This is a genomic window from Microvirga rosea, from assembly GCF_020595095.1.
Taxonomy (GTDB): Bacteria; Pseudomonadota; Alphaproteobacteria; order Rhizobiales; family Beijerinckiaceae; genus Microvirga; species Microvirga rosea.
The window spans coordinates 46,655-71,270 of the sequence record NZ_JAJDOP010000005.1 but is presented as its reverse complement, the minus strand read 5'-3'; the positions used below and the strand labels follow the sequence as shown (position 1 = coordinate 71,270).

The window sequence follows — 24,616 nt, the reverse complement described above, 5'->3', positions numbered from 1 at the left end:
CCCGGCTTTGGAGAAAAATAATCGGCAGGTCGGAATTACTGGGCGGCCGGGAACGCGACCGGACTGTCCGAAAGCGACCGGAGATAAGCCAGAATATCGGCGCGCTCCTCGGGCTTGGCGATGCCCGCGAAGGCCATCAGCGTGCCGGGCACGTACTGCTTCGGGTTGTTGATGAAGTGGTCGAGATCTTCATAGGTCCAGTTGCCGCCCTTGGCTTTCAGGGCGCCGGAATAGTTGAAGCCCTCATGCGAGGCGACCGGGCGGCCCACGACGCCGAAGAGATCCGGGCCGACCTTGTTCGGTCCGCCCTTCTCGAAGCTGTGGCAGGCCTGGCACTTCTTCGCCGCGGCTTGGCCCTTCGCCGGATCGGCTTTCGCCAGGAGAACCGGAAGGGGCTGGGCTGCGGCGGCCGGAGCTGCTGCGCCGCCGCCTGCGGTCTCCTCGGGAGCCGGAAGATCATAGCCCGGAACGGCGGGCCTCTTCGGCGAGAACACGCCGCTGGCGATGACATTGACGCCGACCACGAAGAGCAGCGTCCCAAAAACGGCGCCCGCGATCTTATTGGTCTCGATATTCATGAATCAGGCTCTCCTCGCCTTAACCTGCGGCGGAACCGGCGCGACGAAACGTAAAGGCGCGCGGGCGGGGTGCCCGCGACCGTGGCGTTGCTTAGCCGCAGAGATGGGGGTTTGACAATGGGGTTCAGCGGCTTTTGACCGGTCTCGTGGTCGCATGGCCGTCAATTCTGTGTCCCGGCGCTTTTTCCCGCCCGGCCCCGGGGCCCATGACAAAGCGGAGCGGCCTTGCTAAGGACCCCCATCACTGGCCCCGAACGTATCATGTCCGATCCCATTGTCCTGATTCCCGCCCGCCTTTCCGCAACACGATTGCCCAACAAGCCTCTTGCCGACATCGGCGGAGAACCGATGATCGTCCATGTGTGGAGGCGCGCCATGGAGGCGCAGATCGGTCCCGTGGCCATCGCAACCGATGCCGAGACCATCGCGGAGGCCGTCACGAAGGCCGGCGGCCTCGCGGTCATGACCCGCGCCGATCACGCGTCAGGATCCGACCGGATCTTCGAGGCTGTGGAAAAGATCGACCCCGAGGGCCGTCATGACGTGGTGGTCAACGTCCAGGGCGACCTGCCGACCATCGATCCCGCCGCCGTCGCCGCCTCGGTCGCGCCTCTGTCCGACAGTTCCGTCGACATCGCGACCCTCGTGGCGGTCATCGACCGGGAGGAGGAGCGCACGAACCCCCACGTGGTGAAGATGATCGGCAGCGAAGTCGCGCCGGATCATTTCAGAGCGCTCTACTTTACCCGCGCGACCGCCCCGTACGGAGACGGTCCGCTCTACCACCACATCGGGCTCTACGCGTATCGCCGCAAGGCCCTGCAGCGGTTCGTGGGATTGTCCCCTTCGACCCTGGAGAAGCGGGAAAAGCTGGAGCAGCTTCGCGCGATCGAGGCGGGCATGCGCATCGACGCCGTGGTCGTGGACGATGTCCCGCTCGGCGTCGACACTTTCGAGGACCTTGAACGCGCGCGCGTCATCATCGCGGGCCGGAGATCATCATGAACAAGATCATTTCGTTCCAGGGAGAGCCGGGAGCCAATTCGCACATCGCCTGCGAGGAGGTGTATCCCGATTGGACGGTTCTGCCGTGCCCGACCTTCGAGGATGCCTTCGCGGCCGTTAACGAGGGGCAGGCGGGTCTCGGGATGATCCCCATCGAGAACTCCATCGCCGGTCGCGTGGCGGATATCCATCACCTCTTGCCGACGTCCGGGCTGCACATCGTCGGCGAGCATTTCCTGCCCATCCATTTCCAGCTCATGAGCCTGCCGGAGGCCGATCTCGGCACCATCAAGAGCGTGCACAGCCATGTGCACGCGCTCGGCCAATGCCGGAAGATCATCCGCAAGCTCGGACTGAAGGCCCATGTGGCCGGCGATACCGCCGGCTCCGCCCGCGAGGTCGCGGAGTGGAAGGACAGAACGCGGGCGTCCCTCGCGCCGCGCATGGCCGCCAAGATCTACGGCTTGAAGATCCTGGCCGAGGACGTGGAGGACGAGGCCCACAACACCACGCGTTTCGTGATCCTGTCCAAGACGCCGCAATGGGCGCCCGCGGAAAGCGGCCCCGTCGTCACCAGCTTCGTGTTCCGGGTCCGCAATATTCCGGCGGCTCTCTACAAGGCGCTCGGCGGGTTCGCGACAAACGGCATCAACATGACGAAGCTGGAAAGCTACATGCTGGAAGGCGATTTCACCGCCACGCAATTCTATGCCGAGGTGGATGGTCACCCGGACGATGCCAACCTCAAGCGCGCGCTCGAGGAGCTCGACTTCTTCTCCCGCGAGTTGCGCATTCTCGGGGTCTACCCCGCCAGTCCCTTCCGCGAGAAGGTCAGGGAAGCGGCCGAGTAATCTCGATGACGACCTATCGAATCGAGCCTGCGACGGAAGCGGATGCCGAGGCCATCGCGCAGGTGCATGTGCAGGGTTGGCGCGAAACCTACAAGGACTTCCTCAATCCCGCCTCGCTCGCCGGGCTATCGGTCGAGGATCGGACACGCATGTGGCGGGGCATGCTCAAGGCTCCTCATCCGCAATCCCTGATCCTGGTCGGGCGGGACGGCGACGGCGAGATCGTGGGGTTCGGGCAGGGCGGACCGGCCCGGTCGCAGGAACCCGTGCCGTTGGATACCGCTGCAGAAATCTACGCGCTCTACCTCCTCGACAAGGTCAAGCGGCAAGGTCTCGGGCGCCGTCTCATGGCAGGTCTCTTCGACCATCTCCGGCGGCAGAATTTTTCTTCCGCGGGGCTTTGGGTCCTCAAGGACAACCAGTCCGCGCGGCAATTCTACGAGCGGCTCGGCGGCACGCCCGGCCCGGAACAGATGCTGGATCTGCGCGGGCAGAGCGTCATCGAGATCGCCTACAGGTTCGAGCCGATCCCGGCGCTGTCCTGAGGCTCATTCGCTCATCCATTGCCGCAGAAGGTGATGGGCGATGGCGATGGGCGAGGGAGCCGCAAACTCCTCATGCGTTCCCTCCAGCATGCGCCGCACGTCGTCGCGTGAGAACCAGCGGGCGTCTTCCAGTTCGGCCGTATCGAAGACGATCTCGTCCGTCTCCGCCTCGCCGGCGCAGCCGATCATGATGGACGAGGGGAAGGGCCATGGCTGGGACGCGAGATAACGGACCTGTCCGACCCGGATGCCGGCCTCCTCGAACACCTCGCGGCGCACTGCGTCCTCGATGGTTTCCCCCGGTTCGAGAAAACCCGCCAGGCAGGAATAGGTCTTCGCCGCGAAGCGGGCCTGACGACCCAGAAGGCACTTGTCGCCCCGGGTGATCCGCATGATCACCACCGGGTCGGTCCGGGGAAAGTGCTGGGCGCTGCATTCGGGACAGTCCCGGCGAAATCCCGCCTGGGCGTGACGGGTCGGTGATCCGCAATTGGCGCAGAAGCGGTGGCGCGCGTGCCAGTCGAGCAAGGATTTCGCCATGGCGAGGGTGCCCAGCTCTTCGGGTGGAACGAGGCCGCCGACGGCAACGGCCCTGAGATTCTCGACCTTGAAACCGGCATCGTCCTGGAACAGGGAAGCGGCCTCGGGCGATGCCAGGGTCGCGATCACCGGTTTCTCATGGAGAAAGCCGAGAAAGACCTGCTCGTGGTGGTTTTCGAGCCGGCCGAGCACGGAGGCCGGCAGGAAACCGGTTCCCGGATCGCCGGCCTTCAGGACCGGCAGGTCGCCGGCCACGAGCACGATCAGCGCGTCGGGGTCTTGTGCGTGGCGCGAGAGGGCCTCCGGATCGTGCTCGACGCTGTGGCGAACGAGCCGGTTAACGTTGTAGGCGATCGAAGGCGTCATGGAGCAATCTCGTTCGTTCAGGCGGCGGCGAAAAGGGCTGAGGCGCGCTCGATCAGGGCCGTGACCGCATGGGCGGGGTAGGGCGTCTTCGTGCCGTGCCCCCAGACGGGACCGGGCCAGGCCGGGTCGGAGCGATAACGTCCGATCACGTGCACATGGAGCTGCGTCACGATGTTCCCCAGCGCCCCGACATTTACTTTGTCGGGCTTGGAGAGTTCCATCATGACCCGCGTGGCGATTCGGATTTCGTCCATGAGCTGGACGGCCTGCTCGTCCGTAAGGTCGGTGAACTCGCTCACGTCCGGCACACGGGGAACGAGAACGAACCACGGAAAGCGGGCATCGTTCAAAAGCAGAACGGACGACAGGGGGAGATCGCCGATCGGGATCGTGTCGCCATCGAGACGGGAATCGAGCTGGAAGGTCATGGCTCCCTCTCTACCCGAGCTTCCTGCCTCGTGCCTATCCCGTCCGGCATGATCCCGGGCCAAATCGGCCATGTCGCCGGTTTCAAGGATGCCAACGGAGGTGCGACAAAGTTCTCATTTTGTTCTTGACGGGCGGGACAAGCTGAGCTATATCGTTTCATAGATCAGGTCCTGACGAGGGGCGCACTCGCGAGGCGTCGCAAGAGCGGGACCGGACACGGTCCCGTCGGTGCGGTCACGCAGCCGCACCGGATGGGAGGCCCAGGATGCTGGGCGGGTTGTCGGGATCGGTCGCAGGCCCCCGTCGCACGAGACGGATCCCGCCTGCGGCGATACCTGAGCCTTGCCTCTCCTGTCCGCCTAAAAGAACCGTGCGCGAAGAGGCCTCCCGGCTCTTCCCTTCACCATCACCATCGAGCCGGGCTGCCCGACGCGCCACCCTCGATCGCTTCCCCTCCGGGCCGCCCAGCCCGGAGGACATGGCCCCATGCCGTGATGCGCTCCGCCGTGATGGCTCCGCTGTCATTCCGGGGCGAGCCGCGCGAGAGCCCGGAACCCAGAACCGCTAACGATCCCGGACAAGGAGCCATGGCAGCCGCGCACCCTTCCACAAACCTCAGCGGTTCTGGGTTCCGGGCCCGGCCCGCAGGGCCGTCCCGGAATGACGGGGGTGCTCTATCGTCCCGATCCGCTGCGCGTCCCCGCAATGACGGCGGGTCTACCGTTGCTCTGCATGGCACCATCGGCTCCCTGGACGGAGCCCCTCAGGCCCCGCGAAAACCCCCATCCCCGTTACCCACAGGCAGGGTTGGTCCCTGCGTCCATCGGAGGCGGGCAAAGCCGTCATCTCGGCTTGCGTTCGCTGGCCGAAAACCCCATATAGGCATCGGGAGGTTGGCGAGGGACGTCTCACTCGCCAACCGGGTCAGATCCGGAAGGAAGCAGCCCTAACGAGACCGAACGGGTCTTCGTCCAGCCTCCCACCCTGACGCTTGCAGGAGCGTCTCCTGTCGCTTACCCAATCTTGCAGCCCATGGACGAAACCACAGCTGGCACGCCCCTGAACGACGAGCCGGCTTTGCCGGGCTTTCCGCCTGCGCCCGTCCCGGCTTCCTCCGGAACATCCGCTTACCGGGTTCTGGCCCGCAAATACCGTCCGCGCACCTTCGACGACCTGATCGGCCAGGAGGCGATGGTTCGCACCCTGTCGAACGCGTTCGAGACCGGCCGCATTCCGCAGGCCTGGATGCTCACGGGCGTTCGCGGCGTCGGCAAGACGACCACGGCCCGCATTCTGGCTCGGGGCCTCAACTATCAGACCGCCGACGGCGCGGGCGGGCCGACCATTCACATGCCGACGCTCGGCGTTCATTGCGAAGCGATCATGGAATCGCGGCATGTGGACGTTTTGGAGATGGATGCCGCGTCTCATACGGGCATCGACGATGTTCGGCAGATCATCGACGGCATCCGCTACTCGCCGGTCTCGGCCCGTTACAAGGTCTACATCATCGACGAGGTGCACATGCTCTCGGAGAAGGCGTTCAACGCCTTCCTGAAGACCCTCGAAGAGCCGCCGCCCCATGCGAAATTCATCTTTGCGACGACCGAGATCCGCAAAGTTCCGGTGACGATCCTGTCCCGCTGCCAGCGCTTCGACCTGCGCCGCATCGATGCGGACAAGCTCGTGGCGCATCTCGGGCGGATCTGCGACGCGGAAGAGGTGAGGGCGGATGCGGAGGCCCTCGCGGCGATTGCCCGCGCCGCGGAAGGCTCGGCGCGCGATTCGCTGTCGCTCCTCGATCAGGCCATTGCCCACGGAGCCGGAACCGTCAGGGCCGAAACCGTTCGCGACATGCTCGGTCTCGCGGACCGGACTCAGGTGATCGACCTGTTCGAAGCTGTCATGCGCGGCGACATCCCGGCAGCCTTCGAAGGGCTGCGGGGCCAGTACGATGCCGGCGCGGACCCCGCCGTGGTGCTCTCCGATCTCGCGGCCTTCTCGCATGTGGTCACCCGCCTCAAGCTGATTCCCGAGGCCGCGAAGGATCCGTCCCTCTCCGAAGCCGAGCGGAGCCGCGGCCTCGACTTCGCCCAGAAGCTTCCCGTCCGGGCCCTGTCCCGCGCTTGGCAGATCCTGCTGAAGGGAATCCCCGAGGTGCAAGCCTCCAACCGGCCCATCGCGGCCGCCGAAATGGTCCTGGTGCGCCTGGCCTATGCGGCGGATCTGCCGACCCCAGACGAGGCTCTGCGTGCCCTGAAGAACGGCTCGCCCCTGCCGGCGGGCGGCCCGGCTCCGTCCGGCGCGCGCCCGACCCCGCCATCCTCGTCGGGAAACATGGCGCTCGCGTCCTCGCAGCCCCGACCGCAGCCTCGCCCGGAACCGCAAGGGGCCGCGCCCGCTCTCCGGCTCCGGCGCTTCGAGGACGTGGTCGCCATGGCGGGCGAGCGGCGGGAGATCGTCCTGAAGTCGGCGCTCGAGCGGGATGTCCGCCTCGTGCGTTTCGAGGAGGGCAGCATCGAGCTCAGCCTCTCCGAAGGCGGCAGCCGCACCATCGCCAACGATCTGGCCCGCGCGCTCCAGCAATGGACCGGCCAGCGCTGGATGGTGGCCCTCTCCTCCGAGGAAGGGGCGCCCACGCTCCGCGAGCAGGCCCTGGCCGCCGAGCGCGAGCGCAAGGAGGGAGCCGCGAACCATCCCCTCGTCCAGGCGGTTCTGGCCAAGTTCCCCGGCGCGCAGATCGTGAACGTGATCGAGCGCCAGAAGGGGGAGGACGAAGCCGCCCCGGATGCGGAAACCGAAATTCTCGGCGAGGACGATGCCTTGGCCGCACACGAAACAGAAGCTGACGACGATCTGAACTGAGGAGACCGTCATGAAGGACATCATGGGATTGATGAAGCAGGCCCAGGCGATGCAGCAGAAGCTGCAGGACGCTCAGGCTGAGCTCGACACCGTCGAGGTTGAGGGCACCGCCGGCGGCGGCGTCGTGACCGTGAAGGTATCCGGCAAGGGAGCCTTGAAGGCGATCAGCATCGATCCTTCCCTCCTCAACGCCGACGAGAAGGAAATTCTCGAAGACCTCATCGTCGCCGCCATGAACGATGCCCGCGGCAAGGCCGACCGGGCCGCCCAGGAGCGGATGGCGGAGCTGACCAAGGGTCTGCCGCTCCCGCCCGGGATGAAGCTGTTTTAAGGAATTCCGATGGCCCAGAACGTTGCCGGCCCCGAGATCGAGCGTCTCATCCAGCTCCTGGCTCGCCTGCCGGGCCTGGGGCCGCGCTCGGCCCGGCGCGCCGCGCTGCACCTGATCAAGAAGCGGGATACGCTGCTCAACCCGTTGAGCGACGCCATGCGCGTCGCCAACGAGCGCATCGTCGTGTGCTCGTCGTGCGGCAACGTGGATACGTCGGACCCGTGCACGATCTGCCGGGATGCCCGTCGCGATGCATCGATCCTCGTGGTGGTGGAAGACGTGTCGGATCTCTGGGCGCTGGAACGCTCGGGTGCGATCAATGCGCGCTACCATGTGCTCGGCGGGGTGCTGTCCCCCCTCGACGGCGTGCGGCCCGAACATCTCAATCTGGACCGCCTCGTCGCCCGTGCCTCGGAGCCGGCCGTCGCGGAGATCATCCTGGCGCTCAATGCGACGGTGGACGGCCAGACGACGGCTCATTACATCACCGAGCTCCTCGCTCACCTGCCGGTGAAGGTGACCAAGCTCGCGCATGGCGTACCGGTGGGAGGCGAGCTCGATTATCTCGACGAAGGCACGCTCTCGGCGGCGATCCGGCAACGGACGAGTTTTTGACAGGATGCGTGGCGGGGCCGGAACCATCAGGTGACAGGCCCGGCCGCCGTTGCTAATCAGGCTGCCGGTCATTTCCTTTAAAGCCTCCGAGCCATCCCATGTCCCATACCGATCTCGCCCGTACCATCGATGCCGCCTGGGAGGACCGGGCGAATGTGAGCCCTGCCACCAGGGGGCCTGTCCGCGAGGCCGTGGAGCAGGCCATGGAGCTGCTCGATTCCGGCAGGGCCCGCGTCGCCGAGAAGGATTCCGGCGATTGGCAGGTGCATCAATGGCTGAAGAAGGCGGTTCTGTTGTCCTTCCGACTGAACGACATGGAAGTCGTCAAGGGCGGTCCGGGCGAAGCGACCTGGTGGGACAAGGTGCCCTCGAAGTTCGCCGGGTGGGGCGAGAATCGCTTCCGTGAGGCGGGCTTCCGGGCCGTTCCCAACTGCACCGTCCGTCGCGGCGCCTTCATCGCGCCCGGCGTCGTCCTGATGCCGTCCTTCGTCAATCTCGGCGCCTATGTGGGCGAGGGCACGATGGTGGACACCTGGGCAACCGTCGGCTCCTGCGCGCAGATCGGCAAGAACGTGCATCTCTCCGGCGGCGTCGGCATCGGCGGCGTTCTGGAGCCGCTGCAAGCCAATCCCACCATCATCGAGGACAACTGCTTCATCGGCGCCCGATCCGAAGTGGTGGAAGGCGTCGTGGTCGGCGAGGGGTCCGTCCTGTCGATGGGCGTGTTCCTGTCCGCTTCCACGAAGATCATCGACCGGAACACCGGCGAGGTGTTCGTCGGCCGTGTTCCGCCCTATTCGGTGGTGGTTCCCGGATCCCTTCCGGGCAAGCCGCTCCCCGACGGCACCCCCGGCCCATCGCTCTACTGCGCCGTGATCGTGAAGCGCGTCGACGCGCAAACCCGGGCGAAGACGGGCATCAACGAATTGTTGCGGGACTGAGCGGACGACAGCCCGTTCAACGGGTTGTAAAATCATGTCGGCCGGGCGGGCCCGGCTTCAGGACCCGCCGTTGCGTTCTCTCGGCCGCTCTCCTGCCGCGAAGCGATCCGTTGCGGCAATGATACTCCCGATCATGCCGGGATCCCGCGCGTCATGCCCGGCATCGCCGATGAGGATCAGTTCGCTGCCCGGCCAGTTCCGATGGAGCCGCCAGGGGGTCAGGAGCGGGCCTCCGATATCCAGGCGGCCATGGATGAGCACTCCGGGAATTCCCGCGAGACGGTCGATGTTCCGCAGCAGGATGCCGTCCTCAAGCCACCCCCTATGGCGCCAATAGTGCGTTACCATCCGCGCGAAGCCCAAACGGAATGCCGGGTCGTCGTAGCGCGGATGAGGCTTGTCGTCCGCATGCACCGCGACAAGCGCGATTTCCCAGTCGCACCAGTCCCGCGCTGCCTTGTGATGAACGACCGGGTCCGGATGCATGAGGAGGCGATGATAGGCCTCGACGAGACTTCCTTCCCGATCCATTTCGGGAACACCGTCCCGGAAGCGCCGCCATGGTTCGGGAAAGAAGATGCCGACGCCGCGGGTAATCCAGTCGATCTCCCAAGCCGTTGTCGTGGCGATGCTGAACAGCACCATTTCGCTCACGCGTTCCGGATGCTGCTCGGCATAGGCAAGCGCAAGGGTCGAGCCCCAGGATCCACCCAGCACCAGCCATCTGTCGATGTCGAGATGGTCCCGCAGTCGCTCGATATCGGCGAGCAGATGAGGCGTGGTGTTTGTCGAAAGATCGATGTCCGGCGCGCTCGCATGCGGCGTGCTTCGCCCGCTCCCGCGCTGATCGAACAGGAACAGAATAATGCGGAACGCATCGGGATCGAAGGACCGCCGTGCGTTCGCGGTGCAGCCGGAACCCGGGCCGCCGTGGAGAACGAGGGCAGGCTTTCCATTCGGATTTCCGCACATCTCCCAATACACCCGATGCCCGTCTCCGACGTCGAGCATACCGGAATCGTAAGGATCCAGGTGAGGATACAGGTCGGTCATGAACATGTGCGCCGCGTCCCACGACAGGGCCGTCAACCAGGCCGTCAACGGGTCCGCCCTTGAGACTTTGGAGGAAACTGCGCGCCAAGCTTACATTGAATGCTGGCACAAAAGAAGCAAATCGGTATGGTCCCGGCCTGTACGCCATTACCTGTCGTTGTGACCCTATGTTCGATACCTCGCCGCTATCTCTCGCCCAGTCCCTCCTCCGCTGCCCGTCCGTGACCCCCGCAGAGGGCGGAGCGCTCGCGCTGATCGAAAGCGTCCTTCGCGAGGCAGGCTTCGAAGTGCATCGACCGATCTTTTCCGAGCCTGGCACGCCTGATGTGGAAAATCTCTACGCCCGCTACGGCAGCGGCAAACCTTACCTTCTTTTCGCGGGTCACACCGATGTGGTGCCTCCGGGGGACGCGAGCCGTTGGCGTCACGACCCGTTCGGCGGCGTGATCGACGGCGGCGAACTGCACGGGCGCGGCGCCGTCGACATGAAGGGCGGCGTTGCGTGCATGATGGCGGCGGCCCTCGCCTTCATTCGTGAGCGGCCGGATTTCGGCGGCTCCATCGGCTTTCTCATCACCGGGGACGAAGAGGGGCCCGCCATCAACGGAACCGTGAAACTTCTTGAATGGGCCAAGGCGAGGGGAGAGCGTTTCGACGCCTGTATCCTGGGCGAGCCGACAAACCCGAACCAGCTCGGCGACATGATCAAGATCGGCCGCCGCGGCTCCCTCACGGGGCACGTGGTCGTCGAAGGCAAGCAGGGGCATGTGGCCTACCCTCATCTGGCGGATAATCCGATCCCGAGCCTCCTGCGTTTGGTCAGCGCGCTGATCGGCAAGCCTCTCGATCACGGAACCGAACATTTCGATGCGTCAAACCTCGAAATTACGACGGTCGATGTCGGCAACCCGGCGGCCAATGTGATTCCGGCGAGTGCGCGGGCCACCTTCAACATTCGCTTCAACGATCGCTGGACGCCGGAAAGCCTGGAAGCGGAAATCGCAGACCGACTCCGTGAGGCGGCCGGGAACCATGTGCGCTATACGCTGACGATGGAGCCAACCAACGCGGTCGCGTTCCTGACCGAGCCGAACGATTTCGTGGGGTTCATCGCCAAGGCGATCGAAGCCGAGACCGGGATCAAGCCGAAGCTGTCGACGACCGGCGGGACATCGGACGCTCGCTTCATCGTTCGGGATTGTCCCGTGGTCGAGTTCGGGCTGGTCGGTCAGACCATGCATCAGATCGACGAGCGCGTCGCCGTGGCCGATCTCGACAGGCTCGCTTCGATCTACCGCAAGGTCCTCGACGCCTATTTCCCAAGCTGACACCCAAGCTGACATCGTTGAGACGCAGCCATGTCCGAGCATGCCGCACCTGACGAGCCGATAGGTCTCAAAGCCTATTCGTCCTTTGCCGACCGCTATTCTGCCCTCGCGCCGACGAAACCCCATAACGGGCTCTACGAACGCCCCGCGACCATGGCGTTGCTCGGCGAGGTCCGGGGCATGCGCATCCTTGATGCGGCCTGCGGTCCAGGGATCGGCAGTGCCCTGATGACTGAACAGGGCGCAATCGTTCATGGCTTCGACGTGACGCCCAAAATGGTCGAGCTCGCACGGGAGCGCTGCGCCGGTTCATCCGCCGAGTTTCGAATCGCGGACCTGGCGAAGCCACTCGACTGGCTGGGGGATGCGCTCTTCGACAAAGTGCTCTGTGCGCTGGCTCTCGATTACGTGATGGAGCTCGGGCCGGTCCTGCGGGAATTCCACCGCGTCGCACGGGCTGGCGGAACGCTGGTCTTCTCGATGGCCCATCCCATGAGCGACTGGATGAACGAGGACATCCGAGGTACCGGCACTTACTACGAACGCTCAAGGTTCGGCATGTACTGGAGCGGCTTCGGAGAGCCTGCACCCTATGTGGAGGCCTATCGCAGGCCGCTTGCCGAGATTCTCAACGCTCTCACCGAGGCCGGCTGGACGCTCGATCGAGTCGTCGAACCGCGTCCCCTTCCGGAGATGAAGGCGGTTTCGGAGCGCATCTACAACCAACTCGCGAAGACGCCGCAGTTCATCTGCATCAGGGCGAAACGCTAAGATCGGGCCATCCTGACTTGCCTGGCGGAGCTTGGCCTTATCCGACGAAAGTCGGTTCGTGTCGGAACGTTCGTGGGGCTGGCAGGTTTTCGTGGGCAATCCTCCTCCTGGAGCCCGCCCATGATCGTGACCGCCGACGAAGTCAATCGCTCGTTCAAAGGCGCGCTCGACCTGCTCAACAGCAGGGTTGAAGGCCTGAGGGCTTTCGACATGAGCGAGCGGGGTTTCTGGCGCTCCTTCGCGGCGCTCTGGCTGACGCTTCCGGCCTATATCGTTTCCATTGCCATCGAACGGCTGCGTCTCGGATTGCTGAGCCCGAACCACCCGCTGCTCGACAGCTTTCAGATCGACGTGGTTGTCGCCCTCGGGCAGTTGGCGAGCTTCCTGGCGCTTCCGATCGTGATGATCTGGGGAACGCGGCAGCTGCGTCTCACCCACCGTTATGTTCCGTTCGTCATCGTCATGAACTGGATCAACGTCATCGCCATGCTGGTGATGTCCGTTCCCTACATGCTTCTGCTGCTCGGATGGGCGACGCCTCCTCTGGCGGGTCTCTTCAGCCTGGCGTTCTTCGTCATCGTATTGCGCGCGCAATGGTTTGCCACGAAGGCAACCCTGGGGCTTCCCGGCCTGGCAGCATTCGGGATCGTGACGTTGGGCGTGACGCTCAACAGCCTGATCGACACCCTTATGCGCGCGCTGCTGACTTAATCCGGATAGTCGACGCCGATCAGATAGAGGCCCATGGAAGGAGCCATGGGGCCGCAGCGGGTTCGGTCGCGTGCGTCGAGGGCGGCACGCACCTCCGCCACCGACCATCGGCCGGCGCCGGCCCGCTCGAGGGTTCCGACCATGGAGCGCACCTGATGGTGCAGAAATGAACGCGCCGAGGCGAAAATTCTGATCTCGTCGCCTGCCCGTTCCACGTCGAGTCGGTCCAGGGTGCGGATTGGGCTGTTGGCCTGGCACTCGGCCGCCCGGAAGGTCGTGAAATCATGGCGGCCGGTCAAGGACTGGGCAGCCTCGTGCATGATGGCGGCGTCGAGCGGCCACGCCACATGCCATGCCCGGTTGATCTCGAGGGCCGGCGGAGAGCGGCGGTTGAGAATGCGATAGACGTAATGCCGCCTGATGGCGGAAAGCCGGGCATGGAACGTGTCCGGGACCTGTTTTGCCGCCAGGATGGTAACCGGCGCGGGCTTCAGGTGGGCGTTGGTGGCATCTCGTACCGTGTCCTCGCGCCAGTCTTTGGCGAGGTCCACATGAATCACCTGATGGGTCGCATGAACACCGGAATCGGTGCGGCCGGCGCAATGAATGCGCACCGGGCCGCCTGCGAAGCGAGCGATGGCTTCCTCGACGGCCTGCTGGACGGAGAGGCCGTTCGTTTGATGCTGCCAGCCCGTGAAGGGCGTGCCGTCATATTCGACGACGAGCTTGTAGCGAGGCATCTCAAGTCAGTCCCGCAAAAGCAGGAGCATAATCCACGTGCCCCCGCGCCGCTTGCCCTTTATCGCTCAAGATGAGCGCCTGCAGGTAGGGGCCGTCATAGGGGGTTGTGAATGCCTTGGCGTTCCCGGCTTCAAATCCGAAGTCGCCATAATAGCCCGGCTCGCCGAGGACCAGGATCACGTCCGCACCGTCATCGGCCAAGCGCTGAAGCCCGTCTTCGACCAAGGCAGCGCCGATTCCCTGCCTTTGGACAGACGGCAGAACAGCCAAAGGAGCGAGCGCAAAGGCTTTTAGATCGGGTTTGTCGGCAAGAGCCAGGGGCGAGAAAGCGATGTGTCCGACGACGACCCGGTCCCGACACGCAACGAGGGACAGGGACAAATCGCTGTCGCGGCGTAGTTTGTCGACGAGCGCCGCCTCGGCATGGCCCCGAAAGGCTGCCTCATGGAGAGCATGGATCGCAGCCCGATCCTCCTGCTCTTCCGCCCGGATCCGCAGGTCGGGCGTCATGGGAGAATGGATCCTGCGGCGAGCCGGACACCACGCAGGAACTCGTCGGCGCCCATGGGGCCTTTGCCGGCCCGCTGGACTTGCAGGAGCCGGATGGCTCCCTGACCGCAGGCGACCAGTCCCTTGTCGTCCAAGAGGGTGCCCGGTGCCCCCTGGCCGTCGGACAGGGTGGTGCGGAGAACCTTGACCCGTTCCATTCCCTTGCCGAAATCCGCCGCGAAAAAGCTGCCGGGGAAGGGAGAAAGGCCGCGGACATGATCGTGAACGTTCTGGGCGGATTTCGTCCAGTCGATCCGGGCTTCGTCGTTCGCCAGCTTGTGAGCGTAGGTGACGCCTCGATCAGGCTGAGGCGTGAAATTCAGGCCGCCTCGGGACAAAGCGGCGAGGGCCCTGACCATGAGATCGGCGCCAAGGCCCATCAGCTTGTCGTGTAGTTCACCGGCGGTCATTTCCGCCGTGATCGCGACCCGCTCGGCCATTCCCACCGGGCCGGTGTCGAGCCCTTCCTCCATCTTCATGACGGCGACGCCGGTTTCCTTATCTCCCGCCATGATGGCCCGCTGGATGGGAGCCGCCCCCCGCCACCGGGGCAGGAGGGAGGCGTGGAGGTTCAGGCATCCGAGAGCCGTGCCGTCGAGGATCGGGCGCGGGAGGATCATCCCATAGGCGACCACCACCGCCACGTCGGCCTCATGGGACCGGAAGATCTCGGAGGCTTCTTCGGTTCGAAGGGTCTTGGGCGTGAGAACCGGCAGGCCGAACCGCTCCGCCATCCGGTGAACCGGCGATGGGCGCAGCTCCATGCCACGGCCCGCGGCCGCAGGAGCCCGGGTGTAAACGGCGGCGACCTCGTGGCCCTGTCCGACGATTTCGGACAGCGTCGGGACCGCGAAGTCGGGCGTGCCCATGAAAACGACCCGGAGGCTCATGCGCCGCTCGCCTCGCGCTTTGCGGCCTTCTTGAATTTCGTCATGACCCGGTCCCGCTTGAGCTTGGACAGGTGATCGATGAACAGAACGCCGTTCAAGTGGTCGATCTCGTGCTGGACGCAGGTCGCCATCAGGTCCCGGGCCTCCTGCTCGATGGTCTGCCCGTCGAGGTCCATATAGCGGAATTTCACCCGGTCCGGCCGCTCGACCTCCTCGTAATATTCGGGGATCGACAAGCAGCCCTCCTCATAGGTCCGCTTTTCCTCGGAGGTCCAGACGATCTCGGGATTGAGGAGGACGAGAGGCTGCCGCTCGGTCTCCGATTTGGACACATCCATGGTGACCATGCGGAGGGGGACGCCGATCTGGATGGCTGCGAGGCCGACGCCCGGAGCGTCGTACATGGTTTCGAGCATGTCCGCAGCCAGAGTCCGAATCTCGTCCGTGATCTCCTTCACGGGCTCGGAAACGAGGCGGAGCTTAGGATCGGGAAGAATTACGAGAGGTCTTATGGTCATGATGGGCGGGAGATAAGCGGTTGCACCGGGATGGTCAAATCGTTCGTCTTATGTTCGGATAAATTCGTCAACCGGAACCTCGTCCCATGCGTGATCCCGTTCTCCTGTTCGGCTCCTATGCCATACCCTTCGGGCAATTGATGACCGGGATCGCGGCTTCCTGCCTCGTCCTTCTCGCGGTTCTGTTCGTCCTCCTCCTGCGCAGCCGACGGGACAGAGCCTTCGAGGCGGCGATTGCCGCGGAACGGGCGCGGGAGATGGACGACAAGATGGCTGAGCTGACCCGTATCCAGGCGGAGATGACCGGGAGGATGCAGACGATCGCCGAGGTCTTCGGCTCCCGGCAGAGCGACTTCGTGCGCCTGATCTCCGAGCGCATCGATGGCCTCCAGCATCGCGTCGGACAAGGACTGGAAGCCACAACGCGCCATCAGACGGAAAACCTCTCGAAGCTCAACGAGCGTCTTGCGGTCATCGACGCGGCCCAAAGGAACCTGAAGGATCTCACCGGTGAGATCGTGGGCCTCAAGGATGTTCTGTCGAACAAGCAAAGCCGTGGCGCCTATGGACAGGGACGCATGGAAGCGATCATTCGCGACGGGCTGCCGGGCGGCGCCTTCGAGTTCCAGCCGACTTTGTCGAACAGGACACGGCCCGACTGCCTCGTGAGGCTCCCCGGGGACGCCCGGGGTCTCGTTGTCGATGCCAAGTTCCCCCTGGAAGGGTTCACGGTGTTTCGCAACGCCAGGGACGAGGAGGGGAGGGCGAAGGCCGCTGCCCGCGTCCGCAACGACATGCTGGTCCATGTGAAGGACATCGCCGAGAAGTATCTCATTCCCGGGGAGACTCAGGACATCGCCATGATGTTCGTCCCGGCCGAATCGATCTACGCGGACCTTTCCGAGCATTTCGAGGATATCGTCCAGAAGGCTCACCGGGCACGGGTCGTCATCGTTTCGCCATCACTCCTCGCACTTGCCATCCAGGTCATGCAATCTCTCGTGCGAGATGCACGTATTCGCGAAGAAGCCCATGTGATCCAGGTTGAGGTTCAAAAGCTCCTGGAAGACGTGGAGCGCCTCGACGGGCGGGTCGCCAAGCTTGATGCCCATTTCCGCCAGGCACAGGACGATGTCTCGCAAATCCGGATTTCGACCGAGAAGATCGTCAAGCGTGGCCAGAAGATCGAGACCCTCGAGTTCGAACAGGCGGACAGCTCCGCCCGGGCCGAATGGCTTCGCCTCCATGCTCCAAGCCTGCGTGCCGTGGAATGACAGCTATGGCTCCGATCTGACCTTCCTTGGCCGCCTTATGAATTCCCACTGGCGATCCGGGAACTGCCGAAGCAGCGCGACGTTCTTGAACCGTCAGCCGAAACTTCGGCCAGCTCCGCATGCTGGCTTTTCCAACTAAAGGATGCGCACTATGGGTCTCTTGTCGAAGGACATCAAGACACTGGATGATCTCTTCATCCATACGCTGCAGGACATCTATTACGCCGAGCAGCAGATCACGAAGGCGCTGCCGGAGATGATCTCGAAAGCAAGCGATCCTCAGCTGAAGCAGGCGTTTCAGACCCACCTGGGCGAGACTGAGCAGCAGGTGAAGATGGTGGAGCAGGTCTTCCGCATGCACGGCCACGATCCGAAGGGCGTGACCTGCCCGGCCATCGACGGGATTATCGACGAAGCCCAGGATATCGCCGGCGATATCGACGATCCGCAGGTCTTGGATGCTGCTCTTCTCGCGGCCGCACAGGCCGTGGAGCATTACGAGATTACACGCTACGGAACGCTGGTGGCCTGGGCCAAGCAGCTTGGCCGCGAGGATTGCGCTCAGGTGCTGCACCAGATCATGGAGCAGGAACGCGCCACCGATCAGAAGCTCTCCCGCATTGCCGAGAGCAAGATCAACACCAAAGCGGCCTGATCAGAACTCAATCGCAACAGAAAAGGCGACCTAATGGTCGCCTTTTCCTTTTCGAGACGATGCGGGTGCTTTCTCAGATGATTTTGAAGTCGTCGATAGTCATCTTGAGGCTCTTCTTGAGGGTGGCGATTTCCATTGCCTTGCCCTTACCCGAGCCGTCGGCATCGTAATACAATATGCCCTTCTTGTTGTCGTAGATCAGATAGTCGTTCTTGTCCTTGGCTTTGGTGCCAATGGTGAAGAACGCCTTGTTGAGCTTGCCCGGCTTCAGTTCGGTGCCCTTGCCGAGCTTCTTGAAGATGGCGTTGTCGAGCCAGATCGTATCGTCCTTCACGTTAAAGTCGGCGATCTTGTCGAGGTTGGTCTTCTTATTGAGGGCCGCATCAAAGATGAAGATGTCCTTCCCCGTGCCGCCGGTCAGAACATCCGTTCCAAATCCTCCCCAAAGCTTGTCATTGCCTGCGGCGCCGTTCATCACGTCGTTGCCGTTCTGGCCCTTGAGAGTATTCGAAGCTGCGTTGCCCGTGATACGGTTCGCGGATGCGCTTCCTGTCAGGTTGAGCGCCGCGGAGCCTAAGGCCTGGAGTACTTCCACTTCCGCATCCGCTGAGAGCGTGAACGTCGCGCTCGCCTGCACCGTATCGACGCCATTGCCTGCAGCGTCAGTGACGATATCGAAGGAACTATCGACCAGATAGGTGTCGTTTCCGGCGCCGCCTTTCAGATGGTCTGCGCCGATTCCGCCGTCCAAGAAATCGTTACCGCCTTCGCCTTCTAAGGAGTCGTCGCCGGCGCCGCCATAGAGGGCATCGCTGTCATTGCCAGCTTCGTGAATGCTGTCGTTGCCCTCTCCGCCATAGACCGTATCGGCGCCGGTTGCGCCATAGAGTTGATCGCGTCCGCTGCCGCCATCGAGAATGTTGCTCCCGTCATTGCCGAACATCGTGTTGTCCAGGCTGTTGCCTGTCCCGCTGATGTTGCCGCCGGCGTTTTCAAGGGCGAGATATTCCACATTGGAGGCGAGAGTGTAGCTGATTTTGGAAATGACGCGATCGAAGGTGCCGCCATTGGCATCTTCAGTGACGACGTCGTCCTTGGAATCGACGAAGTAAAGATCGTTGTCCGCGCCGCCGATCATGACGTCGGCGCCGGTGCCGCCAATGAGCATGTCCTCGCCTTTGCCGCCTTCGAGGCGATCACCGCCTCCGCCGCCGTCGAGGGTGTCATTTCCCTCGTCGCCCTTGAACGTATTGGCGCCGCCGTTGCCGGTCATCTGGTTGTTCAGCGCATTGCCGCTGGCGTCGAAATCTCTCGTTCCCGTGACCAGCAGATTTTCGAAATTGTCTTTCAGAGTATACGTGTTGGGCGCGAAGACATCGGTGATCTTGATGGTGTCCCGCCCTTCGTCGGTTGCTTCAGTGATGTCGTCATTGACGTCGATAACGTAGGTGTCGTCCCCCTTGCCGCCACTGAGCGCGTCGGCGCCGGCCTTGCCGTCCAGGATATTGTTCCCGTCATTGCCAAGGATCGTGTTGGAAAGCGCGTTTCCGGTTCCGCCGATGTTGTCAAAACCGACCAAGGTTAGATTCTCGACATTGACCAGCCCTTCTAGGGAAAAGTCGATAAACGCCTTCACGGTATCGGTTCCCTGATTGTCCAATTCCGTGATCAGGTCCAAGGGATTGTCGACAACGTAGACATCGTCGCCTTCGCCGCCCTTCAGATCATCCTCGCCGAAGCCTCCGTCGAGAGTGTCGTCGCCTTTTCCGCCGTCCAGGATATTGCTTTCGGCATTGCCGATCAGACGATTGTTATAATCGTTGCCGGTTGCCGTCTGACCCACCATCAGCTCGATGTTCTCGATTTCCGTTCCCACGAGAGAATAGTCGAAGAGAACAAAGACCGTGTCGTCCCCACTATTGGCGGCTTCGATGACGGTATCTTTGGCGTCATTGAGATAGTAGACGTCGTTGCCGAGCCCGCCGATCATGATGTCTGCGCCGTCGCCGCCATCCAGGGTATCATGGCCCTTGCCGCCATCGAGAATGTTGTCGAGGTCATTCCCGTAGATCTGGTTATCCCCGTCGTTTCCTATGGCGTTAAGCGCCGTGCCATCGAGGAGAACATGTTCCACATTGGCGTAGTCGTTCAGGTCTATGTCGATAAAGGAGATAATGGCGTCATCGCCTTCGTCGGCGAGTTCCGTAATGACTGTCTCGGCTGCGCGAAGGACGTAGAGGTCGTCGCCCTTGCCTCCGATCAGGGTATCCTTGCCTTCCTGCCCGTCCAGCGCGTTGTCCGTGTCATTCCCGGTCAGGAGGTTGTCCAAGGCATTGCCGATGATGCTGGCATCGATATCAGTGGCAGAAAGGGTGTAGTTCTGCTCCTGGGCCGTGAGAGTGTAAGTATTGGAGACGGGGTCGTAGGTAGCCACTGAGGTCTCTCCTTGAGGGAAAGCTCACAGGCTAATCTATATAATATATCGTATCAATAGAGGCCGCTGCTTATTATTTTTGAGCCTTCCGGCACAGCAGCTTCCTCAAACGGACGGCAGCACGCCTTCCCCGAGAAAGCTCGCAAGATCATCCGTGATGTGGTCGATGTGAACCGCCCGTACGGCTTCCTGCTCGAACTCCTCACGGAAAGGATCGGCGGTTTTGGGAACGACCAGGGTCGTCCTCATGCCCAAGTCGTGGGGAACGATCAGGTTCTTGGCAATGTCCTCGAACATCGCGGCCCGCGTCGGCTCAACCGCATGCTTCTCAAGAAAGCTCTCATAGGCGCGCCGGTCGGGCTTTGGAACGAAATTGGCGGCTGCGATGTCGAACACGTCCTCGAAGTGATCGAGGATCCCGATCTTCCGGGCCACGTTCTCCGCGTGCTTGCGGGAGCCGTTGGTCAGGATCAGCTTCCGCCCGGGAAGCTTCTCGATGGCCGCGCCCAGGCGCTCGTCGAGGGCAATGTCGGTATGGTCGATGTCGTGGGCGAAATCGAGGAAATCGTAAGGATCGATATTATATTCATCGATCAGCGCCCGAAGGGTCGTGCCGTACTTGTGGTAGAAATACTTCTGCAAAGCCCGCGCCGAGAGCCCGTCGATCCCGAAAAGCTCGGCGATATAAAGAGTGATCCGCTCGTCCACCTGCGGCCAGATGCGGGAGGTGTGCGGGTAGAGGGTATTGTCGAGATCGAAGATCCAGGTATCGACATGCGAGAAGCTTCGCGCATCGGGCAGGGGCAGGATCTCGTCGGCCGGTAAAGCTTTCATGGCACCCAAAGATGGCAATGGGGCCGATATGGCCCCATTCCTGTCATATAGGCACAGAAGTGCCCGATTTGAAGAGTCCCTTTAGCCCCGGCGGATCAGCGTCCCGGCACCGTGATCCGTGAAGAGCTCCAGCAGGACGGCGTGCGGAACCTTCCCGTCCAGGATGACGACAGCCTCCACGCCCCGCTCGAGGGCGTAGATGCAGGTCTCGATCTTGGGGATCATGCCGTCCGTGATGGTGCCGTCGGCGATCAGGCGACGGCAATCATCGATGGTCATCTCGGGAATCAGGTTCTTGTTCTTGTCGAGAACCCCGGGCACGTCGGTCAGAAGCAACAGGCGCTTCGCCATCATCGCGCCGGCGATGGCTCCGGCGAAAGTATCGGCATTCACGTTGTACGTCTGCCCGTCACGCCCGACCGCCACCGGCGCCAGGACAGGAATCAGCTCTGCGCTGAGAACCTGGTCCAGAACGGCCCGGTTGACGTTTTCCGGCTCTCCCACGAAGCCGAGATCCACGACCTTCTCGATATTGGAATCGGGATCGACGGCGGTGCGGGTCACCTTGCGGGCGGTGACCATGTTGCCGTCCTTGCCGCAGAGGCCCACGGCCTTGCCGCCTTCCGCCCCGATCCAGCCGACGATCTGCTTGTTGATGGAACCCGCCAGGACCATCTCGACCACCTCGACCGTTGCCTGGTCGGTGACCCGGAGGCCGGCCTTGAACTCGGATTTGATCCCGAGCTTGTCGAGCATCTTGCCGATCTGAGGTCCGCCGCCATGGACGACGATGGGCTTGATGCCCGATTGTTCGAGCAGAACCACATCCTCGGCAAAGTCCTCGGCGGCCGCTCGGTCGCCCATGGCGTGGCCGCCATACTTGATCACCACGACCTCCTGGTCATAGCGCTGCATATGCGGGAGAGCCTGCACCAGCACTTCGGCTTGCACATGGACGTCAGGCAGCTGCTGGGCTGCAGGATTGGAATTGGACATGAAGGGCCCCGGCGCGAGAATGAACGGAACGGCGAGGGTTCTAGCCGAACCGGGAGGCTGTGGAAACAGCCAGTTCAGGATCTTTGGCGAAGAAGGCCAGACACCCCGGCAAGGAGCCACCCGATCATCAGAAGGATGCCCCCGGTCGGTGCTGCCAAGGGTGCCAGCGCCATTCCGGCGAACGCGCGGCGGGTGAGATCGCCACAAAACAGGGCGAGCCCCAGCAGGAGCACATAGCCCGAAAGCCGGGCAACCCGTTGATTCAGCAAGCCGCTCGCCGCCAGGGCCGACAAGGCGAGCAGGGCAGGGGCGTGAGCCAGGAGGAACTGGGATGCGGTCTGCAGATTGCCGCCTCCCGTCACATGGGCGGCTGCTGCCGCAAGGGCGACCCCCAGGCATCCGGCCAGGGCCGCCGCGACCGTGAGAAGCCGGTCGGCGAGGGTCATAGGGCCCCTCGTTCATCCAGAAGGCGGGCAATCTCGGCTCGCAGCTCCGCGATGCCGCCGCCCGTGCGGCTCGATGTCGGCATGATCACCGGAAAGGCCGCGGCGCGCTTGGCGATCTTTCCGGCCGTATCGGTCAGTCTCTTTTCGATCTCCCCCGGCTTCAGCTCGTCCGCCTTCGTCAGGACGATCTGGTAGGAGACGGCGGCCTTGTCCAAGGTTTCAAGGACGTTCTCGTCGACCGGCTTGATTCCGTGCCGGGCATCGATGAGCACATAGACCCGCGCAAGGCTGGCCCGCCCCCGCAGGTAATCGTGAATCAGCTGAGTCCAGGCCTGCACCTTCTCCTTCTCGACCGCCGCATAGCCATAGCCGGGCATGTCCACGAGCTGGAAGCGGCCGCCGATCTGGAAGAAGTTGAGTTGCTGGGTCCGGCCCGGCGTATGCGACGTCCGCGCAAGGGTATTCCGACCCGTCAGCGCGTTCACGAGGCTCGACTTGCCGACATTCGAGCGCCCCGCGAAGGCGATTTCGACCTGCCCCATGGGCGGCAGGTTCTTGAGGGAGTTGGCCGCCCACTTGAAGTCCGCTTCGCCGGCAAAGAGCTTGCGGCCGACTTCGAGGTATGGATCTGTTTCTGGTGCCGTCGTGTGTGTCATGACCCCTTATCGATGCTCAGGCGCTATTCTTCAAGACACGTCTGCCGCGCGCTCTTCCCAGAATGGCTCAGTCTTCCTCAACCGAAGTGCGGCAGCCTTGGCCCGTTTCAGGAGCTTTTTCATGCGTCCCTTGGTTCGATGGGATCCCATGGCATAGCCGGGGAAAAGCTCTTTCGCGACAACGAGGTCGTTCATCTTGCCCAGGTCATCCTGAAGATCCTCAAGAACGCTCAGGATCTCTCGCTGACGCTGCTCCGCTTGTTCACCCACGAATGTGGATGTGAAGAACTCAAGGCCGTAGCGCAGTTCCTTGATCCTGATGCGGAGCCTGTGGCGCTTTCCATCGCTCATGTCGCCGAGTTCGCCTGAAGTCTTGCGGATTTTCACCCAGCGGTTCTCAAGTTCCCGTGCGGCTCGGTCCACAGCCAGAAGCTCCCTCGCCGCAACGAGGCGGGCTTTCCTGCGCGCATGCCAGCGGCCCGCCTCGATCCAGGCCGCGAGACCGAGGATGGCACGCATGAAGCGAGGCTTTTCAAAGGTGCGGAGGAGAGACTTGTAGGCCTTGGCCCGCTGCCTTTCGGCTTCGTCGAGAGCGCGTCTGCCCCATCCTTCGTCCGAGTTCTTCAGGGCATCGGCATAAACATCGATATCGCGGACATGGCCAAGCTTCTTGCCGATCCACCGCACCCGCTCGATGACCGCCTTGCTCTCGCGGTCGTCGAGCATGTCCTCGAAGAAGGAGATGGCAGCCTTGAGCCGTCTCACACCGACCCGCATCTGATGCAGGGAGGCCGGGCTGCGGGTGCGGCGCAGGATTTCCTCATTCCGGATGATCTGAGACAAACAGGACCTGGCGATCACCCGGAACGCTTCCGGGCTGGTCATTCCAGGCTCCACGACCACCTGATGAGCTTTGACGGCACCCGTATGGGGTGTCTCGATTAGCCGATAGCCGCGCTCGGATTTCGTCGTCATGGAGAGACGCAGGCGCGCATGTTCTTGAAGCTCCGAGGCGATGGAGAACAGGGCCGCCGCATCTCCGCGCTTCAGCTCAAGTTCGACTTCCGCAAACGGAAAATTGCGTGACCCCGCCCTGGCCTCCGCCTGATCAAGACAGGCCTCGATGAGAGTGTCACCCTTTTCCAGACGAAACACCCGTCGATTCGTTTCGAGCACGAAGACCGGTTTCAGCTCATCGTGAGAGGCAATTTTTGCGAGAAAATCCGCCAGAGGAGTCGTGGCGACGGCTTCAAGATCGAGATCGGGACCATCGACCGTCCATTCCCATTCTCCGCGGTTCAGGGCGAGGCTTTGCCCATCGCTGTCGGTCTTGAGCGTTTGAACGAAGCGCCCGGTCCGTTCCCGGATGCGAAGCGAGAGTCCCGCTCCCCGCAAGGCCATGTCGGGCGTGTCGAAATAGGTCGCCTGCAGGGTCCCGCTTTGATCGGTTGAGGCTGATGCGTTCGCCAGAGCGGGATGCCGGAGGACATCCTCCAACATGCCCGCCGCAAGTTCGAGCTTGAGTTCGACCTCTCGCGGCCCCGAGGGAGTGTGGGCGGGCAGGGGAGGGTTAGGGGCAGCACTGTCCATGGCAGATCGCGATCGTTGCTTTTAGGAATCTAGGGCTCATCACCCCCCAGGAAATAGGGGCGCCCCCCACGATCCTGTCGGAGTGTCAGGGGGTCCGTTTCGTG

The 24,616-nt window shown here is 63.1% G+C and carries 26 protein-coding genes and 1 other RNA gene; 13 read left to right on the top strand and 14 right to left on the bottom strand.

Annotated elements, in window-relative coordinates:
• Positions 1-35 precede the first annotated feature (35 nt).
• Complete coding sequence (locus tag LJD17_RS14290) at positions 36-578, bottom strand: c-type cytochrome (RefSeq protein WP_227384863.1); 543 nt, start codon at positions 576-578, stop codon at positions 36-38.
• Positions 579-839: 261 nt separating this feature from the next.
• Between LJD17_RS14290 and LJD17_RS14285 the strand changes: the two genes are divergently transcribed.
• The 3 genes from LJD17_RS14285 to LJD17_RS14275 are packed head-to-tail and all read left to right on the top strand — an operon-like array spanning position 840 to position 2,979.
• Positions 840-1,583, top strand: a complete 744-nt coding sequence (locus tag LJD17_RS14285) for a 3-deoxy-manno-octulosonate cytidylyltransferase (RefSeq protein WP_227384862.1) — start codon at positions 840-842, stop codon at positions 1,581-1,583.
• Positions 1,580-2,434, top strand: a complete 855-nt coding sequence (locus LJD17_RS14280; protein WP_264478411.1) for a prephenate dehydratase — start codon at positions 1,580-1,582, stop codon at positions 2,432-2,434. Before LJD17_RS14285 ends, LJD17_RS14280 begins: the two co-directional genes overlap by 4 nt.
• Positions 2,435-2,439: 5 nt before the next feature.
• Positions 2,440-2,979 carry a GNAT family N-acetyltransferase gene (locus LJD17_RS14275; RefSeq protein ID WP_227384861.1) on the top strand — a complete coding sequence of 180 codons (540 nt, stop codon included), beginning with the start codon at positions 2,440-2,442 and terminating at the stop codon, positions 2,977-2,979.
• 3 nt (positions 2,980-2,982) lie between these two features.
• On the opposite strand, the gene nudC is transcribed toward LJD17_RS14275, so the two are convergent.
• Together nudC and LJD17_RS14265 are read right to left on the bottom strand one after the other, a co-directional pair.
• Complete coding sequence (gene nudC / locus LJD17_RS14270) at positions 2,983-3,885, bottom strand: NAD(+) diphosphatase (RefSeq protein WP_227384860.1); 903 nt, start codon at positions 3,883-3,885, stop codon at positions 2,983-2,985.
• A gap of 17 nt (positions 3,886-3,902) precedes the next feature.
• On the bottom strand, positions 3,903-4,313 hold the full coding sequence (locus tag LJD17_RS14265; RefSeq protein WP_227384859.1) for an HIT family protein: 411 nt from the start codon (positions 4,311-4,313) through the stop codon (positions 3,903-3,905).
• A gap of 888 nt (positions 4,314-5,201) precedes the next feature.
• Here LJD17_RS14265 and ffs point away from each other — a divergent pair.
• From ffs to dapD, 5 genes are all read left to right on the top strand, one after another.
• Positions 5,202-5,298, top strand: an RNA gene (gene ffs, locus LJD17_RS14260) — signal recognition particle sRNA small type.
• 48 nt (positions 5,299-5,346) lie between these two features.
• Positions 5,347-7,179 (top strand): DNA polymerase III subunit gamma/tau, encoded by a 1,833-nt coding sequence (locus LJD17_RS14255; RefSeq protein ID WP_227384858.1) that lies wholly within the window; start codon positions 5,347-5,349, stop codon positions 7,177-7,179.
• 10 nt (positions 7,180-7,189) lie between these two features.
• The gene (locus LJD17_RS14250) at positions 7,190-7,510 is read left to right on the top strand and encodes a YbaB/EbfC family nucleoid-associated protein (RefSeq protein ID WP_227384857.1); all 321 of its coding nucleotides are present in this window, start codon (positions 7,190-7,192) and stop codon (positions 7,508-7,510) included.
• A 9-nt stretch (positions 7,511-7,519) separates the two neighbouring features.
• Complete coding sequence (gene recR / locus LJD17_RS14245; RefSeq protein WP_227384856.1) at positions 7,520-8,125, top strand: recombination mediator RecR; 606 nt, start codon at positions 7,520-7,522, stop codon at positions 8,123-8,125.
• Between the two features lie 98 nt (positions 8,126-8,223).
• Positions 8,224-9,066 (top strand): 2,3,4,5-tetrahydropyridine-2,6-dicarboxylate N-succinyltransferase, encoded by an 843-nt coding sequence (dapD, locus tag LJD17_RS14240; RefSeq protein WP_227384855.1) that lies wholly within the window; start codon positions 8,224-8,226, stop codon positions 9,064-9,066.
• A 57-nt stretch (positions 9,067-9,123) separates the two neighbouring features.
• Here the strand turns inward: dapD and pip are convergent, their stop codons facing one another.
• A complete protein-coding gene (gene pip / locus LJD17_RS14235) occupies positions 9,124-10,119 on the bottom strand; it encodes a prolyl aminopeptidase (protein ID WP_227385197.1) in 996 nt (331 codons plus the stop codon).
• Positions 10,120-10,286: 167 nt separating this feature from the next.
• Between pip and dapE the strand changes: the two genes are divergently transcribed.
• The 3 genes from dapE to LJD17_RS14220 all read left to right on the top strand — a co-directional run bounded on the left by dapE (position 10,287) and on the right by LJD17_RS14220 (position 12,929).
• The gene (dapE, locus tag LJD17_RS14230; RefSeq protein WP_227384854.1) at positions 10,287-11,447 is read left to right on the top strand and encodes a succinyl-diaminopimelate desuccinylase; all 1,161 of its coding nucleotides are present in this window, start codon (positions 10,287-10,289) and stop codon (positions 11,445-11,447) included.
• Positions 11,448-11,477: 30 nt separating this feature from the next.
• The gene (locus tag LJD17_RS14225) at positions 11,478-12,218 is read left to right on the top strand and encodes a class I SAM-dependent methyltransferase (protein ID WP_227384853.1); all 741 of its coding nucleotides are present in this window, start codon (positions 11,478-11,480) and stop codon (positions 12,216-12,218) included.
• Positions 12,219-12,338: 120 nt separating this feature from the next.
• Positions 12,339-12,929, top strand: coding sequence for an ABC transporter permease family protein (locus LJD17_RS14220; RefSeq protein WP_227384852.1), 591 nt, complete (start codon positions 12,339-12,341; stop codon positions 12,927-12,929).
• Here LJD17_RS14220 and truA read toward each other — a convergent pair.
• The 4 genes from truA to def are packed head-to-tail and all read right to left on the bottom strand — an operon-like array spanning position 12,926 to position 15,627.
• A complete protein-coding gene (gene truA, locus LJD17_RS14215; protein ID WP_227384851.1) occupies positions 12,926-13,669 on the bottom strand; it encodes a tRNA pseudouridine(38-40) synthase TruA in 744 nt (247 codons plus the stop codon). The two genes, LJD17_RS14220 and truA, sit on opposite strands and share 4 nt — an antisense overlap.
• Before the next feature lies 1 nt (position 13,670).
• Positions 13,671-14,180, bottom strand: coding sequence for a GNAT family N-acetyltransferase (locus LJD17_RS14210; RefSeq protein WP_227384850.1), 510 nt, complete (start codon positions 14,178-14,180; stop codon positions 13,671-13,673).
• Positions 14,177-15,109: a methionyl-tRNA formyltransferase gene (gene fmt, locus LJD17_RS14205; protein WP_227384849.1), complete on the bottom strand. Its 933-nt coding sequence runs from the start codon at positions 15,107-15,109 to the stop codon at positions 14,177-14,179. Before fmt ends, LJD17_RS14210 begins: the two co-directional genes overlap by 4 nt.
• Positions 15,106-15,627: a peptide deformylase gene (def, locus tag LJD17_RS14200; protein WP_227384848.1), complete on the bottom strand. Its 522-nt coding sequence runs from the start codon at positions 15,625-15,627 to the stop codon at positions 15,106-15,108. Before def ends, fmt begins: the two co-directional genes overlap by 4 nt.
• A gap of 86 nt (positions 15,628-15,713) precedes the next feature.
• Here def and LJD17_RS14195 point away from each other — a divergent pair, with 86 nt between their 5' ends.
• Both LJD17_RS14195 and LJD17_RS14190 read left to right on the top strand, forming a co-directional pair.
• Positions 15,714-16,901 (top strand): DNA recombination protein RmuC, encoded by a 1,188-nt coding sequence (locus LJD17_RS14195; RefSeq protein WP_227384847.1) that lies wholly within the window; start codon positions 15,714-15,716, stop codon positions 16,899-16,901.
• Positions 16,902-17,052: 151 nt separating this feature from the next.
• Complete coding sequence (locus LJD17_RS14190) at positions 17,053-17,556, top strand: YciE/YciF ferroxidase family protein (protein ID WP_227384846.1); 504 nt, start codon at positions 17,053-17,055, stop codon at positions 17,554-17,556.
• Between the two features lie 73 nt (positions 17,557-17,629).
• On the opposite strand, the gene LJD17_RS14185 is transcribed toward LJD17_RS14190, so the two are convergent.
• The 6 genes from LJD17_RS14185 to LJD17_RS14160 form a co-directional block, all read right to left on the bottom strand.
• Complete coding sequence (locus LJD17_RS14185; protein WP_227384845.1) at positions 17,630-19,990, bottom strand: calcium-binding protein; 2,361 nt, start codon at positions 19,988-19,990, stop codon at positions 17,630-17,632.
• Between the two features lie 105 nt (positions 19,991-20,095).
• A complete protein-coding gene (locus tag LJD17_RS14180; RefSeq protein WP_227384844.1) occupies positions 20,096-20,824 on the bottom strand; it encodes a pyrimidine 5'-nucleotidase in 729 nt (242 codons plus the stop codon).
• A gap of 81 nt (positions 20,825-20,905) precedes the next feature.
• Positions 20,906-21,820 carry an acetylglutamate kinase gene (gene argB, locus LJD17_RS14175; RefSeq protein ID WP_227384843.1) on the bottom strand — a complete coding sequence of 305 codons (915 nt, stop codon included), beginning with the start codon at positions 21,818-21,820 and terminating at the stop codon, positions 20,906-20,908.
• A gap of 74 nt (positions 21,821-21,894) precedes the next feature.
• Positions 21,895-22,266: a DUF423 domain-containing protein gene (locus tag LJD17_RS14170; RefSeq protein ID WP_227384842.1), complete on the bottom strand. Its 372-nt coding sequence runs from the start codon at positions 22,264-22,266 to the stop codon at positions 21,895-21,897.
• On the bottom strand, positions 22,263-22,922 hold the full coding sequence (yihA, locus tag LJD17_RS14165) for a ribosome biogenesis GTP-binding protein YihA/YsxC (RefSeq protein WP_227384841.1): 660 nt from the start codon (positions 22,920-22,922) through the stop codon (positions 22,263-22,265). The genes LJD17_RS14170 and yihA overlap by 4 nt, the downstream gene beginning before the upstream one ends.
• Positions 22,923-22,952: 30 nt before the next feature.
• Positions 22,953-24,512 carry a CYTH and CHAD domain-containing protein gene (locus LJD17_RS14160; protein ID WP_227384840.1) on the bottom strand — a complete coding sequence of 520 codons (1,560 nt, stop codon included), beginning with the start codon at positions 24,510-24,512 and terminating at the stop codon, positions 22,953-22,955.
• Positions 24,513-24,616 lie beyond the last annotated feature (104 nt).